Raw genomic sequence first — 16,350 nt, 5'->3', positions numbered from 1 at the left:
TAAATATAAAATTCTTTACTTATACCACCTATATTATCTTAAGATTAATCATGAAAACTTAATATAAATCTAGAAAAAATTGAAAAGCTCTAAAATATCTTAAATAATAATAGAGTAGTATATAAAAGATATATTGAATAAAAATACTAGAATAATTACAAATATTTCATTAAATTGATTTTTAAAAGGTGTGCTTAATGAAAATAACAGAAAATAATGAAAAAAAGCTCATTATAACCATATTGACAAAAATAGGGTTAAATGAAGAAAATTCTGAAATTGTGGCTGAAGCAACAGTGGATGCCGATTTAAAAGGATTTACTTCTCATGGAATTGGTAGATTCTCCCAATACATCAAAGGTATTGAAAATGGTAATATTAATCTCCAAGGAGACATAACAATAGAAAAAGAAACTGAAGCAATCGCTTTAATCAATGGAAATAGTGCATTTGGACAAGTAGTAGCCTATAAAGCTATGCAATTAGCTATTAAAAAAGCTAAAAGACTTGGAATTGCTGCAGTTGGAACCCATAACTCAAATCATTTCGGAGTAACTGGCTATTACTCTGATTTAGCAATGAAAGAAGATATTGTGGGAATAGTAACAGCAAATACTGAACCTGCAATTGCTCCACTTGGAGGAAGAGAAGCACTTATCGGAACAAACCCTATAGCCATAAGTATACCCTCAGAAAAGTCTTATGTAGGTTTAGATATGGCAACTTCTGCATCAGCCAGAGGAAAGCTATTAGAAGCACAGAGAAAAGGAGAGCAAATTCCAGAAAATACTGCACTAGATAAAGATGGTAACCCCACTACAGATCCTAGTGAAGCATTAAAAGGTTCAATATTACCTTTTGGATCACATAAAGGGTATGGATTAGCCTTTATGATTGAAATACTTACAGGCCCCTTGGTTAATGCAGCTTTTGGTAAAAAAGTTACTGGAACAGCAGATCATTCCAAAAAATGTACTAAAGGAGACCTTTTTATAGCTATAGACCCTGCTAAATTCGTGGGAACAGAGAAATTCAAAAAAGAAACTGAAGAATTTCTAGATGATGTTAGACTAAGTGCTCCAAATACCATTGTTCCTGGAGATTTAGAAGTAAAAAAAATAAGTTCTAATAAAGAAAATGGAATTCCTATTGATAAAAAATTATATCAAAACCTAAAAACAATATGCGATAACTTAGATATAGAACTAGATGATTATTTGAATATGTAATCGATGATGGATTCTATTAGATATTCTAAACAATCTATTTATATATCAATACATTTCAATATCGTTGAGGAGATTTAAATTGAAAAGTAGTGAAGCTATTTATGAAGGATTAAAAAAAACAGGGATAAACTTCATAGTTAGTGTTCCCTGCATTAATCTAGGAAAACTCCTTGAATTAATTGACGAAGATAATGATATAATCCACGTCCCAGTTACAAGAGAAGAAGAAGGAATAGGGATATGTGCCGGTGCTTACCTTGGAGGTAAAAAAACAGCTATTTTGATGCAAAATTCAGGTCTTGGAAATTGTATCAATGCTTTGGCTTCGTTATATGAACTTTATTCACTACCATTAGTTATGATAATGAGTCACAGAGGTACTTCAGGAGAACCTATTATTGGACAAGTCCCTATGGGGAAAAATACCTCAGGAATATTAGAATCTATGGGTTTAAAATATTTTAAACCAAAAAATCCTGAAGAAGGAGAAAAAATAGTTTCTAATTCTTGGAAACTTTCAGAAAAAGAAAAATTGCCTGTGTCTATTTTACTGGATATTAATTACTGGCAACATTGAATAATTTAAAAAATCAATTTTTTCAATTTAATTTTAAGTATTAATCAATTTATCTAGCTAGATTTATCTATAAATCAAAATAATTATTTAAATTCAATTATATACTATTTTTCATCATTTTAAATTTGAATATTGTTAATACATTTATAAAAAAAATCACCATTAAAATATAAAAATCAAAATTATCAAACACCATTAAAATATAAAAATCAAAATTATCAAACACCATTAAAATATAAAAATCAAAATTATCAAACACCATTAAAATATAAAAATCAAAATTATCAAACACCATTAAAATATAAATAGGATAATTATCATATCATCACATATCGATAACATTAACTCTACTATCTGAGGATTTGGAAAACATGAAACGATTTGATGGAATAAAAAATGTGATGATGCACATTGAAGATGAAATAGTGATCTGCAATATTGGATTTCCATCACGAGAGCTATATCAAATCAAAGATAGAGATAGTAACTTCTATATGCTAGGTTCAATGGGTTTAGCTTCATCCATTGGTTTAGGATTAGCTATGTCCCAAAATAAAAAAGTCATAGTTTTTGATGGAGATGGATCTATTCTTATGAATTTAGGTTCTCTTGTTACTATATTCAGTCAAAATCCTAAAAACCTAATTTTAATTGTTTTTGATAATTGTTGTTATGGATCAACAGGAAATCAATGTACATACACTCAAAATGTGGATCTTCTAGAAATAGCTAAAAGTATTGGATTTAAAAATAGCTATAACTATGATAATATCAATTTTAAAGACATTCTAAGTACAAAACAAGAAGATTCAGTTTTTATTCATTATAAAATCCTTCCAGGAAATGCAGATTCCCCAATCATAGATTTAACTCCTGAACAAATAAAAAACAGATTTATGAATGCAATAAAATAATCAGATTGATTTTTAAATTATTCAACTCTCTAAATTTTTTAATAAAAAATTAAATCAAAGGATTCAGTAACATATTCTAATAATTAAAAAAAATTAACGATTAAAAGGAGAAATAGAGGAGTAATCATTAATGGAATATTCAAAACACCGATTCGAATTCTTTAGTGATGGAGTGATGGCTATAATAATAACCATTATTGTATTAGAAATTCCTCTAACAAATAATTTTAGTTTTGAAGGAATTACTAGCTTTTTATACTCTATTTTCATATTCTTTGTTAGTTTTTTTATTGTAGGGTCTTTTTGGAACAAGCATCATGGATTAATCGATCATGCTAAGAAAATTACTAATAAAATTATATGGAAAAATATGATTTTCCTTTTTTTCCTTGCATTATTACCTATTTTCACGAAATGGGTGTTAGAAAATCCTGATAATTTAATACCTGTACTTAGTTACGATATATTATTTATACTAGCTAATATAAGCTTCTTTTTAATTGTTAAAGAAATTTATAGAGAAAAAATGCTAAAAAGAAATGAAATAGATCGCGATAATAGGGAACATCCATCAATACATATTTTTAGTATAATTATCACACTAATTCTAATTATCATATTAGCTATTTTATTCCCTCAAATTACAATCATTTTGTTTATTGGATTTCCTATTATATTTTCCTTAATGAACATATTTTTAGATAAAAATGATCCTTTTGAAAAAATTCTTCCAAATAATGAATAAAATATGAATAACATTTTTAAAGCTAGAATAAATAATATAAATGAAAAATTAATAATTAAAAGTCATGATAAGTAATAAAAAGTAATAATACGATTACGATTAAATTATCTTACGGATTAATACCGAAGTATTGTTAATGTTTCCTGTTGGTAGTATCATTACTTCTTTGTGGAACCCTCTTGTATCTTTATCAGTTACAGGGAAATAGAGAATAGCTCTCATACCAGTGTAAGTTCTATAAATAACTGGGGTTTTTTCATCTATAAAATCCCATATAATGAATATAATATAATAAACTTTATTTTTCATTTTCCTGAGAGCTTAGAAGAATATTTCTTAATTTTAGTAATTTTTTAAAATAAATATATTCTTGCACAGAGCAAGAGTTTATATAAAATAAAAAATAATATATTCTTGCACAAAGCAAGAGTTTATACAAAATAAAAAATAATATATTCTTGCACAAAGCAAGAGTTTATACAAAATAAAAAATGGAGAAAATCAATGACAAACAATGAGAATAAAAACAGTAACATTGAATTGATTACAGGAGATCCAAAAAAAGCTATACGACATTTAACAGGGCCTATGGTAATTATTATGCTACTTATAGTAGGATATAATATAGTAGATAGCATATGGGTTGCAGGACTAGGTTTTGAAGCATTAGCTGCTTTAGGATTCATAACACCATTATATATGATAATAATTGGATTAGGTCAAGGAATAGGGGCTGGAACTACCTCAATACTAGCTCGTTGTATTGGAGCAGAAGACAAAAATAGAGCTAGTAATGCAGGAATACATTCAATACTAATAACTATAGTTACATCAATTATTCTTTCAATAATTACATTCTTATTTTTGAAGGAAATATTAATATTAATTGGAGCTAGTTCTGTTTTAGATCTTGCAATGAATTATGGAATAATAGTATTTATAGGTTCTTTTCCAATATTATTAAACTTATTAGGATCAAGCATACTAAGAGCTGAAGGTGATGTCAAAAGAGCTACTTATGCAATAGCTATAACAAGTCTATTGAATATAGCTCTAGATCCATTGTTCATATATAGTTTAAATATGGGAATAACTGGTGCAGCAATAGCTACTGTCATATCTTCTTTAATGGCATCAATTGTGATATTTTATTGGATTTTAGTAAAACGTGAAACTTACATAAAATTAACATGGGAAAAATTTAAATTTGATCTGAATATTCTCAAAGATATTTTAAATGTAGCATTACCTGGTAGTTTAGAAGAATTTATGCTGTCTTTTTCAACTATAGGAATAAATGCCCTATTAATCATTGTGTCTGGACCAATAGCAGTGGCAATATATACCGCAGGGTGGAGAATAGCTATGTTAGGTATTATACCTGCTTCAGGTTTAGAAATGGCTAGTTTAACTATTGCAGGGGTTGCATACGGTGCAAAAAACTTAAAAAATTTAAAAATTACAATTAATTATTCCATAAAATTAGGAATAGTTATAGGACTAATTTTAGCTATTATTATCAGCTTGATTGCTCCACAACTAGCCACATTATTTACATTCACAACCAATAATACGGCCTTAACTTCAAGTATTGCAGAGTTCATTAGAATGTTATCTGTATTTTTCATAACTATTCCCTTAGGTTTCATATCAACGGCCACTTTCCAAGCTGCAGGAAAAGGAGTGACATCATTAATTTTAACTGTTACAAGAGATATAATATTATCATTATTCTTTGCATACTTATTAGGAGTCCTCTGTAACTTTGGACAAATTGGTGTATACTGGGGATTAATCTTCGGTATTGTGCTAGGATCAATCATTAATTATCTATATCTAAAATTGTTTTTAGGAAAAATAAAAAAAGAATGGGAAATTGAAATAGATACCACATTAGCTATTGGAGAGGAAATAAATGAAGGAAATTGATTATTTACTAAAAAAAGATTCCTCAAGTATATTTTTAAAGGATTTAATAAATATCATAAATAGATCTCACTCACTCTATATTTATCATGAAATGAAGAAATATGGAATTAGTGTGAGTCAATACTATTTTTTAGTTGATTTATCATATGAAGATAATATAATTCAAGAAGAAATAGCTAAAAGGAAGAAAATGAATGAAAGCTCAATAACAAGAGCTCTTAAAAAATTAGAAGACCAAGAATTAATACAAAGAACTCCTGATGAGAACAACCGAAGAAAAAATATAGTAACATTTACAGAAAAAGGAAGAAAATTCATGAAAAAAGTGAAAAAAATAGATATGGAATGGGAAAAAAGTGCTACTACATTATTATCTCAAAAAGACAAAGAAAAATTAAAACGAAGGCTGAAAAAGGTAGTAGAAGCAATAAATTAAGATTTTTAAAACTATTACAAAAAACTTAGATTATATTTCTATTTAGGAAGATACTTCTTTCAAGAAGATAATTCTTTCAAGAAGATATTTCTTTCTTTTATTTTCCTGTTTTTTATTTAAACTGATTTTTCAATTTTTATCAAGATATAATCCATGATCAAATTTAGTTTCTAGATTTTAAAGAATTTTTTGAAGAACTTACAACTAAAAATCATGATTTTTAATAATAATAATAATAATCGGTTTATTAAGATTGTTGATATATTTAAATAGTCTATTTTTAATAATAATAATAACTATTTACATATTATTTAAAATAAAAAAAATCATATTAATGAATTGTTTCTTTCATTGAATTCTTTTTTTAATATATCCATATAAATTTCGTCATAAACTTTATTATTTATAGGATAAGCTTCTCTTCGACGGCCAATTGTTTTAAATCCAAAACTTTCGTACATAGCTATAGCTTTCTCATTAAAATCAATAGCATATAGCATGACATTGTTTAAATTTAAAATATTGAAAGCAAACTCAAGAAGTAAGTTAGTAGATTCTTTACCATAGCCTTTTGATTGGAAAGATTTATCTAACAAAAGACCTAGAGTAGATTTTCCATGAACGAAATCTAAATCATATAATAATCCAATTCCAATAGCTTGATCATTTTCAGAATCATTTCCTTTTTTTACTATAATAAAAAAAAATTTATCATCACTATTGTTGTAATCTTCAATATATTTAGCTTGTTTTTCCTCATTAAAAACAATATGACTTCTACCAAATGTTAAATTAATCTCAGAATCATTTAACCACTCATTATATAAATAAAAATCTTCTTTTTGAGTTAAACTTAAAAATATTCTATCTCCATCTAATTTATTAACATAAGTCATAACTAAACCTCTATTCTAGCAATATATTTAGATAATAATAAATCAGGACGATAGGTTAATTTTGCTTGTCTTAAACCTTCAATTCCAAGATCTTCTTCTCGATTAATAAATTTATAATTTGACCATTGTTTTTCGCAGAATTCTTGATTAATGCAGTTATAAATTCCTTCAAAGTTAGTATCAGCTCTTTCACAATGAATAACAACAGTATTTTTAGTTAATTCTTCTCCAGTAGATACTCCAACAATTTTACCATCAATTCTAATGATACATCCTTTAATACCTAACTCAAATAGATTATCAAACATTTCTTCCATAGCTATAATCTCATCTGAACCATCTTTAGAATTTTTAATAATATTTATAGTAAATTCTTTTGCTTCAACTAAATTATTTGAATTAATCTCTTCATAAGTATAATCATAATTTTCCCTAAATTTTTTAAGCCATCTACGTTTATTACGTAATTTAGAACCAGATAATGTAATTAATTTATTAGAAGTATAAATATAATCGAATGAATCTCTATCTTCTATTAATGTAAAATCTTCTAAGGTTTTTTCTAAACATTTTTTCATTTCAGGGAGTAACGGTTTAATGATTAAGGGATTCCCCTCTTTTTTAAAAATCTCTTTTATTAAATATAAAGAATCTTTAATATCACACCCACCGTATGGAAAATGACAAAATGGTTTTTTACTATCTCTTAATTTACCTTTTATACATAAACAATCATTAATTATCGCATATTCATATTCATAAGTCTTTCTCCACATGAAAAGATTAGAAAAATTCTTTTCAGCGTTATTGAAATCAGTTTTATTAAAATAATCATCAAATATAGGTTTATCTGATAAAGATATTGGTTTGAATTCTATGTCTTTCATTTTATCATATCAATCCTTTTTTATCAATTCTAAAGAACTAATACAAGCTTTATTTAATATTTTAAAAAGTTTTTCTTTTTCAATGTTCATCTTTTCACAAATATAATTTTCCCATTGGATTTCCTTTTCAATTATATCTTCAACTATTTTTCTACCTTTCTCTGTTAAAAATAGCTTGTAAGAACGTCTATTATTTTCATCAATCTTTTTAGTGATTAATTTTTTATCTTCTAATATTCTAAGGGATCTAGATGCCCCACATTTATCAGTTCCACAAGCTGAAGCTATATTTCCTTGAATAGAACCTTCATCATGATAAATGTGTAAAATCAATTCATATTGATTGTAACTAACATTCTTTTCTTTTAAATAAGGATTTATAAATGTTTGATGAGCTTTATTAAGAATTAAAATATAGCAATTTAAATAATAACTCATATTATTCATATCTTTAATTTTTTGCATTTTAAAACTCTGAAATTTGTATTTGCTTTATTTTCATAATATATTAGAGTACCAAATTTTTGGAAAAATTTATCATAATTTTTTAGATACAATATTCTTTTTATTTATCTTTTAAATTATATATTATAATTATTTATCAATATAATTATATATTTATAGAATATTATAATATTTAATAAATTTTAACTTCTTATTTTAAAAAATATTTTATTTTTATAAAGTTAAAAAATCTCTGATTTTTTTTATTTTAAAAAATATTTTATTTTTATAAAGTTAAAAAATCTCTGATTTTTTTTATTTTAAAAAATATTCATTTTAATCAAAATTTAAAAAATTGAATTTTTGTCAAAAAATCAGTTTTGTACTATAAAACAAAGCGAAAAATAATATATAATTTTCATAATATATAACTGTTGTCATTGACAATAATTATCATTGATAACATTATTTAATATAAACAGAAATTGAGAAAAAATTATAAGAGATATCAACAAAAAGAAATTGAAATAATAAATAATAGAAATGAAAGAATTAGCTAAGTAACTAAACTTTCAAAATTTAAGAACTATTTTCTTCATGACCATATTATATTTAGTATAATCCTACTATTTAGGTAGTATTAGAAATGATTTTGATTAGAAATGATTTTGCCATACTTTTAATATAATTTATTAAATTGTTTTATAGTCAAATTTAATTTTTGGTTTTGAAATTAGTTTTGGATTATTTCTTATTAAATTTGAATCTATAGATTATAAAAATATAAAAATTGGAGAAAGAAGCTAAGAATAAAAATTATTAGGATAATTCTTTTAAAATGTTCATAGCTACTTCATCATTATTCCATGCTTTGAAAGCTAGATCAACATACATAATAGCTTCACTCTCATCACCAAAACTATAAAATTCTGGAAGATAATTAGGAATTTTCTTTTTACCAGTTAAGAAAGGAATGACATATTTATTTAATTCAATAGCTTCTTTATATAATTGTTCTATGGATTTTTTCTCTTTTTTATTTTTTATAGAAAGTAATAATTCTGAAAATGCCCAATTAGCACTATATTCTTCATCAAAAAAGTTCAATAAATCTTCAACTTCTTTTAATCTGTCTAATTCAAATAAATAATTGATTAAAATATATCTTATTCCTTGATTATCTCCTGGATTTAATTTTAAGATATATTTTAATTGTTTAACTGCCTGTTCTTTCTGATCATCATCCCACAATAATATAGCTTGTTCTAATAAATGCATCATGAAAGGTCGAGTTTCAACTAATCCCCAAAAATAACCTTTGTGTTCTTCAAAATACTCTTCCCCTTTAGTTGTACGGAACAAATCAATGGCTCTTTGATAGTCCTCAATTGTTTCTAATGGATTAGTCTCATCAATTACATAGTCATCAAATAATTCAACATCATCATGATTATCAAATATAGAAGAACTTTCAGTATTTGAAATATCAGTTCCATCTAGAAGCATTGCCATAAATTCATCTTCCATATCTTTAGGAATAGGTGCTGTAATCAAATCCATGACCTGTTGTAATTCACTATCTTCAAAATTTTCACCCCGTTCTTCTATAAAGTCGCCTGTTATTAATTCTTCTATCTCTTCTACATCCTGACCTGATCTTTCAGCAAGTATTTCTAATAAACTTGTGACTGGCTCGCCATCATTGAATATAGATTTCGGCACAATAAATCCACTATCAGTAAACACCATGTTTTTCATAGGGTTATTTTCCTCCATGTGTTTAGTGGAAAATTCCTCATCATAATATTCAATTTTAAACATGTCTCTGATTGTCTTAGCTTTGCTTGAAACTGTTGATTTCTTAGTGTCAAAATAGTCACATATTTCATCCGGAGTCATGTATGGTTCAAATGATTTGTCAAAGAGAAAATTTATTTGACCAATTGCATATACTACAGCACTAGCCCAAATTTCAATTTTGCCTCTTTTAAAAGGAACTTCATGCTTTCTTCCCATTTTTTTCACTAAATCACTACAAATCTCTGCATATTCCTTATTGATATGTTCTTCAGAAAAAGATTCTACCATATGCAATAACTGCTTTTCTTTATCTTTAATTTCTTTTTTTGACATTTTATCTTCCAAATAATTTAATAAACTTATTGATTAGCTTTAATTTCTTTTTTTGACATTTTATCTTCCAAATAATTTAATAAACTTATTGATTAGTATTATTTTAAAATGAATTAAAACCATTTCTCTTTAATACAGATTTCATTCAACTTATTAATATAATTTTTTATAAATAGTTTAATGATATGAAAACTAACAAATACGTGAAAAAAGAATAAAAGGAAAATAAGTTTAAAAACAAACTCATAATTAATTATTTCAGATATTTTACATGATCTTACTGTTTATGTAGACTTTATAGCTGATTTTGACATACTTTTTTATTAAATAATATTTATATTGTAATGCACTTTTTTATTGAAAGATCTATTATGTTAAAAAATATTAGCTCTTCATAACTTAAAAAGAATCTCTTCATAACTTAAAGAGAATAATATAAATTATGATGGTCATAAGCACACTGAAAAGTGTTCCAATGAGATAATATTCTGCAAATTGAGAATCTTCTGAAATTTTATCATATCTTGCAATTGATTTTACAGCAATTATTAAACCAATAGTAGAAAATTGATTAATACTAACAAAAATCGCCATTGATAAACATTCAAAAGTTCTGATAGTACTACTAGCTCCCAAAATTGGTTCTTTTCCATCCCCTAATCTTTTTCTTTTGGTGCATATCTTGAAAAAAGTTTTTTGAATGTGACATTTACTAGTTGATGAACAATGACAATGAACAAAACAACTTTTAATCCGAAAAACATGTCTGTTACAAGACTAACAGAGAAATTTGAATTAATGGATAGCCAAAATGAAAATATAAAAAGAATATCAATGTATAACAATTGATCCCATAATATATGTCCATTTTTCTGATACTTTTTATTCAAATAAAAATATCGAAGAAATTAGAATCCATGCTTTCAAAACTATTGCTTTAATTTGATTTTGATTTTTGGCACTATTAATGATAAAATGAGAAATTATAATGATAAGAACGAAAATACTAAATTGTAAAAAATCAAAAACAGGGAGTGCATTCCAAAACATGCAATTTGTATTTTTATACTATTTAAAGATTAGTAGTAAACTACTAAAATTATAAAAATTAGTAGTATACCACTAAAAAAGTTTTATTATAAAATAAGACATTGAAATTTTTCTGTTATTAAGTATGGTATAGTTGGTTTGATGCAAAATTTTTGAAATTTAAAAAATGTTAGATTTCAACATTTTTCTTAATTTTTTCATTATTACACATAATAATATATAATTTATTTAATTAATTCTAATATTTTCTCTACATCTTTAATTATTAAGCTTATCATAGTATATGCTACTTCATTATTTGGATTATGTGAACTTTTTACTTTATTTCTCCATTAAAGTGTAAAATATTCTTTTTTTAGATTAAAAAAAGCTATTTTAAGAATTTAGCATAAAATCCATCAGTATCGGCATATATTGCATAAAATCCATGTTTTTCTGCTTTCTTTATAGTATCTTTTATGTATTCTCTTCCCCAGGCAGTTATAGATTCTGCACATTCAATAGAATACCATCTGAATCTTGAAAATCCATATATTCCATACATCGTGTTAGCAAGACGTTTTAAAGCTGATTGTTGGACATCTAAAATCTTCATTTCATCTTTATTTTTAGCATCTTTCATTTCCTTCTTTATTCTAAATCTTTCATTAAGAACTTCACCAATAACAGATGGAATAAATCCTTGAGGACTCTTTGCGAACTTATCACTATATTCTGGAGATATAAAATAATCATCATCATTTAATTCCTTGTTTGCATTATTATAGTTGGCAATATTGTGATCCACATCAAAAGATTTTCTTAATAATACATCTGGAGAAATATTTTTAGAAATAATGATACTAGGATACAAGCTTCTAAAATCAAATTGAACTAAGTTTTCATGTAATCCTGTTTCTGGCTCTTTAACATAACCTCCAGTTATATCTACTTTTTTTGATGATTTTTGAACTCCAAGTGGTTTGTTTGGGACTAATTCATCGTATTCAAAAGCTTTACGAACTAAAAACCATTCTGCTTGTTGTCCTGTAGCCATACGGGTTAAATCGAAAAATGGTTGACCAACAATTCGAGTAAGTTCTAAATTAAGAGGCAATATCTTTTCAGCTATCTTCAATGTGGATATAACATCATCGAGAGAATAATTAAACAATTTCACTAGATCTCTTCCATTACTATCCCAGAATTCCCATATTCTATCACCTGGAACATCTATTTTTTCTTCACCAAATAGTTCTAAATAAACCCTTTCCAAAGTATATCTATCTAAAGACAAGTATCTTCTCATGACTAAATAAAGATCAACATGAATAAGTCCTTTAAACGATGCAGCACTTGAATATCCTCTTTTTAAAAATTTTAAACCAGATCCATCCATTCCTAAATCTAAATCAACATTCAATAATTTAGCCCTATCCTTTAAATATGGAAAATCAAAGTTATCTGAATTATATCCCACAATTATATCAATATTGTGGTTTTTTACAGTTTTGACAAAAGTTTTGATCATTTCTTTCTCAGATTCAACTGTTTCAACAAAATCTAAACCATCAGAGTTAGATAAAGCTAGTTTAATTTCTGAATCATCCAAATCGATAGAAGATTTACCTTTGGTAGAAATGACTTTATTAAGACCAAAATTACTTGAAACACCAATCATGATAATTTCATCTCTTTTGGCATTTGGCATTCCTTTAGGATTTCTAACTTCCAAATCAAAGCTTAATATATTTACTTCAGGAGATTTTGAAAGTCTATTATCCAATGTTTTTGGAGGATTGGCTAGCTTCATTATTTCAGTTGATTCACTCTTAGGCTTGATGGTTGGATATGAATCAATAATTTCACCAGAAATTTCTATTTCTGACATTGGAAAAATATTGTTATCGATTAAATATCTCCTGTAAAATGGAATATCATGTTCATGAATATCATCAACAGAATCAAGGTGTTTTATTTCTTCTCTTAATTTTGGAACTTCTTGTGGATGACTAAAAGTTATTTTTAAGAATTCAGACTCTACTTGAAATTTCTTTTTTCTTACAACTTCAATATTTTCAAGTCCTAATTCTCTAATCTCTTTCTGGGCTATTTCAATGTCATTAGGGACAGCATAAATATATGGTTCAAAAGAGTCATCTAAAGCTATAATTTCTTTACCGCTAAAGTTTTCTTTTGTGGCTACCCTATTTTGTTTTTCTCCCAATTCCCCCTCTTTTTCTTCTTTTTTTCCCAATTCCTCTTGGTTTTTTTCTTTTTTCCCCAATTCCTCTTCTTTTTCTTCTTCCGATTTCTCTTCTTTTTCTCCCAATTCCTCTTCTTTTTCTTCTTCCGATTTTTCTTCTTTTTCCTCTTTTTCTTTTCCAAAAAGACGAATAACTGCTTTATTCTCTTGAGTTACATAGTCAATATCTAAGAGTATAATATTTCTTGTTTCCATGTTTTTATCCTTTGATTTTTATTATCTTCAATGAATGAGAATTTATAATAACTTATAATAAGCTTATAATAATTTATATCAACAACTAGATTATTACTAATAATATTAATAATATTTTATTCTTAATAGTTAATATTCCTTTTGTTATGGCACCATTATTATCTACCATTATTTGAATTATTACCATTATTGGATTTATTACCATTATTATTTACGAGTATTTATTTTAATAACTTTTCTTTTTCATCTTTATAAGTTTTGATAACTGCATAGGTGATTCCTAAGATTAACGGTCCTATTATAAATCCAACTACTCCAAAGACAATTGGTCCTGCCATGAATCCTAGTAAAAAGATTAAAGGATGAATATCAATATATTGGACTGAAATAGCTGGCCTAATATACATATCACTTAAACTAAGTCCAAATCCAAAAAGTAAGACAATGACTCCCCTAATATAATTTCCAGAAATTATGTCCCATATGAAAAGAATTAAATAAATAGGCCATGGTCCTAAAACAGGGATTAATTGGAAAATTCCAGTTAAAATCCCCAAAAATATTCCATAAGGATATCCTAAAATAGAAAATCCAATAGCTGCAATTGTTCCAATTATAACTGCTGTTAAAAAGTGTCCATAAAATATGCTTTTTAAAACCAGTTTGATTTCATTAAGCATATGTTTAAAAAATCTATGTCTATTTTCAGGGATGAATGAAGTGACATATGGTTTGATTTTATGACCATCTCTTGCAAAATAGAATGTGGAAAATAGTAAGACAAACAATTGAAGGGCTACAAATGGTAAAGATTTTATAAACTCTATGAAGTATTCAAGCACTGTTTTTAATATATCGGTGATGGATTCATTAATAGTTGTTGTAATAGTCGCTGTAGAAGATTTCATTTCAGTTGGGAGATATGTGTTGATTGAGTCTATATTTTGAGTCAAACTTATAGAATTAAATAAGTCATTGCTAGATATAAAAGAAGATAAATCCATAATAACTGAGATTGTATAAGCCAATACAAGTATTAATGGGATAACAACCAATATTATTGAAAGTATAATGGAAACTGATGAAAATTTAAGCTTTTTTTGTAATTTTCTAGATAGTGGTCTAATTCCATAAGCAATAATTGCCCCTAGTAGTAATACATTTAAAATCGGCATCAATGTAATTAAAGAAATGGCCAATAGAACTGCAATTATGAATAAGGATGATCCAAGAGATTCTTTAATAGTGTTTTTCATTTTAGTACCTGTTATGAATAAAATAGAATATTATTTGAGCAAATGAGTTACTATTCTTTTATATAAATTAATTTTATTAAAAAATAAATTTTTTTATTATTAATTATTAATAAGAAGATTTGTTTAGAATCATTGATAAATTTTATAATTGAACAGTTATTAATAGATTTATTATTTTTATTAATAGCTTTAATAATAATTGTTGGTAATCAATGGTTAAAATAATTTTTATTAATAGCTTTAATAATAATTATTAGTAATCAATGGTTAAAATAATTTTTATTAAAATCATGACAGTATCTTATTATTAATAATAATGATAAATATATTAAATTCTATAAACAATACAAATTAATAGTTCCAAAATAAATTTTTCTTATTAAATAATTAATTAAAATAATCAAAATGTTTCTTTAATTCCAGAAGCATCTCTATGATACTTTCCAAATTCAGTTATCTTTTTTAAATCTTCTGTTGAGAAAATTGGCCCTTCTACACAGATTCTCCAACCAGTATTATCTACACAACACTGTCCACATACTCCCATGGCACATTTCATATACCTCTCCATGGAATATTGTGCAGGTATCTGCTTAGCTTCGAGTATATTAAAAATTTCTTTCATCATTATTTCAGGACCACAAACAACTGCCATATCATAGGACCTACTTTCAAGTAAATCAATAGTTCGATGAGTAGCAAAACCTTCAAATCCACAGGTTCCATCATCGGTACATGTGAAAATATTTGCACCTGAATTTTTCATCCTATCTAAAAATAATAGCTCATTTTTAGTTACAGAAGCTGAAACAATATCAACATTACTTCCATTATCAGTTGCTTGGTCTACAAAACAAGATATTGGGGCCATACCTACTCCTCCACCAATAGCTAAGATATTATCTCCTTCCATTTCAAATCCATTGCCATAAGGTCCCCTAATACCTAGCTTATCCCCCACAGTAAGATTATGCAAATCATTTGTAAATTCTCCCACATTTTTTAGTGTGATAGCTATTTGATTATTATTCTCATCTATTTTAGAGATCGACATTGGTTTTTCGTCTTTTTTTCTCAAAAAACTCCAGACCATTACAAATTGACCAGGTTTTGGAATTCTATTGCCCTCCATCTCCCAATCAAAAATAAATGTTTTAATTGTATCAGTTTCAGAAATTATTTCTTTAATTTCTAAAATTCTATAATCATTAATTATTTTATTCATTTGACCAACTTCTTAAAATGCCAAGTAATCACTATTTATTCAAAAATAGTTTCTAACAATTTCTAATAACTTAAAATATTTCTAATAATTTAAAATATTTCTAATAATTTTAAACTATTCCTAATAATTTCTAATAATTTCTAACAATTTAAAGTGTTTCTAATAATTTCTAACAATTTTAAATTATTA

The 16,350-nt window shown here is 25.9% G+C and carries 15 protein-coding genes and 1 pseudogene; 6 read left to right on the top strand and 10 right to left on the bottom strand.

Annotated features, from left to right (window positions below):
• Positions 1-197 precede the first annotated feature (197 nt).
• The 4 genes from comC (at position 198) to MBCUT_RS00725 (ending at position 3,465) form a co-directional block, all read left to right on the top strand.
• Positions 198-1,229, top strand: coding sequence for an L-sulfolactate dehydrogenase (comC, locus tag MBCUT_RS00745; RefSeq protein ID WP_067257506.1), 1,032 nt, complete (start codon positions 198-200; stop codon positions 1,227-1,229).
• A 79-nt stretch (positions 1,230-1,308) separates the two neighbouring features.
• Positions 1,309-1,806, top strand: a complete 498-nt coding sequence (comD, locus tag MBCUT_RS00740; RefSeq protein ID WP_245634919.1) for a sulfopyruvate decarboxylase subunit alpha — start codon at positions 1,309-1,311, stop codon at positions 1,804-1,806.
• Positions 1,807-2,177: 371 nt separating this feature from the next.
• Entirely contained in the window at positions 2,178-2,720 is a 543-nt protein-coding gene (gene comE, locus MBCUT_RS00730) for a sulfopyruvate decarboxylase subunit beta (RefSeq protein ID WP_067257497.1), read from the top strand.
• A 130-nt stretch (positions 2,721-2,850) separates the two neighbouring features.
• Positions 2,851-3,465 carry a TMEM175 family protein gene (locus MBCUT_RS00725; RefSeq protein WP_067257495.1) on the top strand — a complete coding sequence of 205 codons (615 nt, stop codon included), beginning with the start codon at positions 2,851-2,853 and terminating at the stop codon, positions 3,463-3,465.
• 99 nt (positions 3,466-3,564) lie between these two features.
• Here MBCUT_RS00725 and MBCUT_RS00720 read toward each other — a convergent pair.
• A pseudogene (locus tag MBCUT_RS00720) lies at positions 3,565-3,741 on the bottom strand (nicotianamine synthase family protein); the annotation flags it as partial.
• A 228-nt stretch (positions 3,742-3,969) separates the two neighbouring features.
• Here MBCUT_RS00720 and MBCUT_RS00715 point away from each other — a divergent pair.
• Both MBCUT_RS00715 and MBCUT_RS00710 read left to right on the top strand, forming a co-directional pair.
• Positions 3,970-5,394: an MATE family efflux transporter gene (locus MBCUT_RS00715; RefSeq protein ID WP_067257489.1), complete on the top strand. Its 1,425-nt coding sequence runs from the start codon at positions 3,970-3,972 to the stop codon at positions 5,392-5,394.
• A complete protein-coding gene (locus MBCUT_RS00710; protein ID WP_084270659.1) occupies positions 5,381-5,830 on the top strand; it encodes a MarR family winged helix-turn-helix transcriptional regulator in 450 nt (149 codons plus the stop codon). Before MBCUT_RS00715 ends, MBCUT_RS00710 begins: the two co-directional genes overlap by 14 nt.
• 326 nt (positions 5,831-6,156) lie before the next feature.
• Here the strand turns inward: MBCUT_RS00710 and MBCUT_RS00705 are convergent, their stop codons facing one another.
• The 9 genes from MBCUT_RS00705 to MBCUT_RS00670 form a co-directional block, all read right to left on the bottom strand.
• Positions 6,157-6,726 (bottom strand): GNAT family N-acetyltransferase, encoded by a 570-nt coding sequence (locus MBCUT_RS00705; RefSeq protein ID WP_067257486.1) that lies wholly within the window; start codon positions 6,724-6,726, stop codon positions 6,157-6,159.
• Between the two features lie 2 nt (positions 6,727-6,728).
• Entirely contained in the window at positions 6,729-7,613 is an 885-nt protein-coding gene (locus MBCUT_RS00700; RefSeq protein ID WP_067257483.1) for a DUF2156 domain-containing protein, read from the bottom strand.
• A gap of 9 nt (positions 7,614-7,622) precedes the next feature.
• A complete protein-coding gene (locus MBCUT_RS00695; protein WP_067257480.1) occupies positions 7,623-8,078 on the bottom strand; it encodes a MarR family winged helix-turn-helix transcriptional regulator in 456 nt (151 codons plus the stop codon).
• 798 nt (positions 8,079-8,876) lie between these two features.
• Positions 8,877-10,190 (bottom strand): DUF6398 domain-containing protein, encoded by a 1,314-nt coding sequence (locus MBCUT_RS11440; RefSeq protein ID WP_067257476.1) that lies wholly within the window; start codon positions 10,188-10,190, stop codon positions 8,877-8,879.
• A 414-nt stretch (positions 10,191-10,604) separates the two neighbouring features.
• Complete coding sequence (locus MBCUT_RS00685; protein WP_067257472.1) at positions 10,605-10,826, bottom strand: hypothetical protein; 222 nt, start codon at positions 10,824-10,826, stop codon at positions 10,605-10,607.
• 20 nt (positions 10,827-10,846) lie between these two features.
• Positions 10,847-11,035, bottom strand: coding sequence for a hypothetical protein (locus MBCUT_RS10675; RefSeq protein WP_157082415.1), 189 nt, complete (start codon positions 11,033-11,035; stop codon positions 10,847-10,849).
• Between the two features lie 575 nt (positions 11,036-11,610).
• Positions 11,611-13,680, bottom strand: a complete 2,070-nt coding sequence (locus MBCUT_RS00680) for a DNA-directed DNA polymerase (protein ID WP_084270658.1) — start codon at positions 13,678-13,680, stop codon at positions 11,611-11,613.
• Between the two features lie 221 nt (positions 13,681-13,901).
• A complete protein-coding gene (locus tag MBCUT_RS00675; RefSeq protein ID WP_067257469.1) occupies positions 13,902-14,936 on the bottom strand; it encodes an AI-2E family transporter in 1,035 nt (344 codons plus the stop codon).
• A 400-nt stretch (positions 14,937-15,336) separates the two neighbouring features.
• Positions 15,337-16,149 (bottom strand): dihydroorotate dehydrogenase electron transfer subunit, encoded by an 813-nt coding sequence (locus MBCUT_RS00670; protein WP_067257559.1) that lies wholly within the window; start codon positions 16,147-16,149, stop codon positions 15,337-15,339.
• Between the last annotated feature and the right edge of the window lie 201 nt (positions 16,150-16,350).

It is taken from the genome of Methanobrevibacter cuticularis (assembly GCF_001639285.1).
Lineage (GTDB): Archaea > Methanobacteriota > Methanobacteria > Methanobacteriales > Methanobacteriaceae > Methanobaculum > Methanobaculum cuticulare.
Note: the sequence above shows the minus strand (reverse complement) of the source record. Positions and strands in the feature narration are given on the sequence as shown.

Coding starts and splice junctions, on each gene's coding strand:
- MBCUT_RS00710 (WP_084270659.1), top strand. CDS start 5,381: ATGAAGGAAATTGATTATTTACTAAAAAAAGATTCCTCAAGTATATTT.
- MBCUT_RS00725 (WP_067257495.1), top strand. CDS start 2,851: ATGGAATATTCAAAACACCGATTCGAATTCTTTAGTGATGGAGTGATG.
- comE (WP_067257497.1), top strand. CDS start 2,178: ATGAAACGATTTGATGGAATAAAAAATGTGATGATGCACATTGAAGAT.
- MBCUT_RS00680 (WP_084270658.1), bottom strand. CDS start 13,680: ATGGAAACAAGAAATATTATACTCTTAGATATTGACTATGTAACTCAA.
- MBCUT_RS00695 (WP_067257480.1), bottom strand. CDS start 8,078: ATGCAAAAAATTAAAGATATGAATAATATGAGTTATTATTTAAATTGC.
- MBCUT_RS00675 (WP_067257469.1), bottom strand. CDS start 14,936: ATGAAAAACACTATTAAAGAATCTCTTGGATCATCCTTATTCATAATT.
- MBCUT_RS11440 (WP_067257476.1), bottom strand. CDS start 10,190: ATGTCAAAAAAAGAAATTAAAGATAAAGAAAAGCAGTTATTGCATATG.
- MBCUT_RS00705 (WP_067257486.1), bottom strand. CDS start 6,726: ATGACTTATGTTAATAAATTAGATGGAGATAGAATATTTTTAAGTTTA.
- MBCUT_RS00715 (WP_067257489.1), top strand. CDS start 3,970: ATGACAAACAATGAGAATAAAAACAGTAACATTGAATTGATTACAGGA.
- MBCUT_RS00700 (WP_067257483.1), bottom strand. CDS start 7,613: ATGAAAGACATAGAATTCAAACCAATATCTTTATCAGATAAACCTATA.
- comC (WP_067257506.1), top strand. CDS start 198: ATGAAAATAACAGAAAATAATGAAAAAAAGCTCATTATAACCATATTG.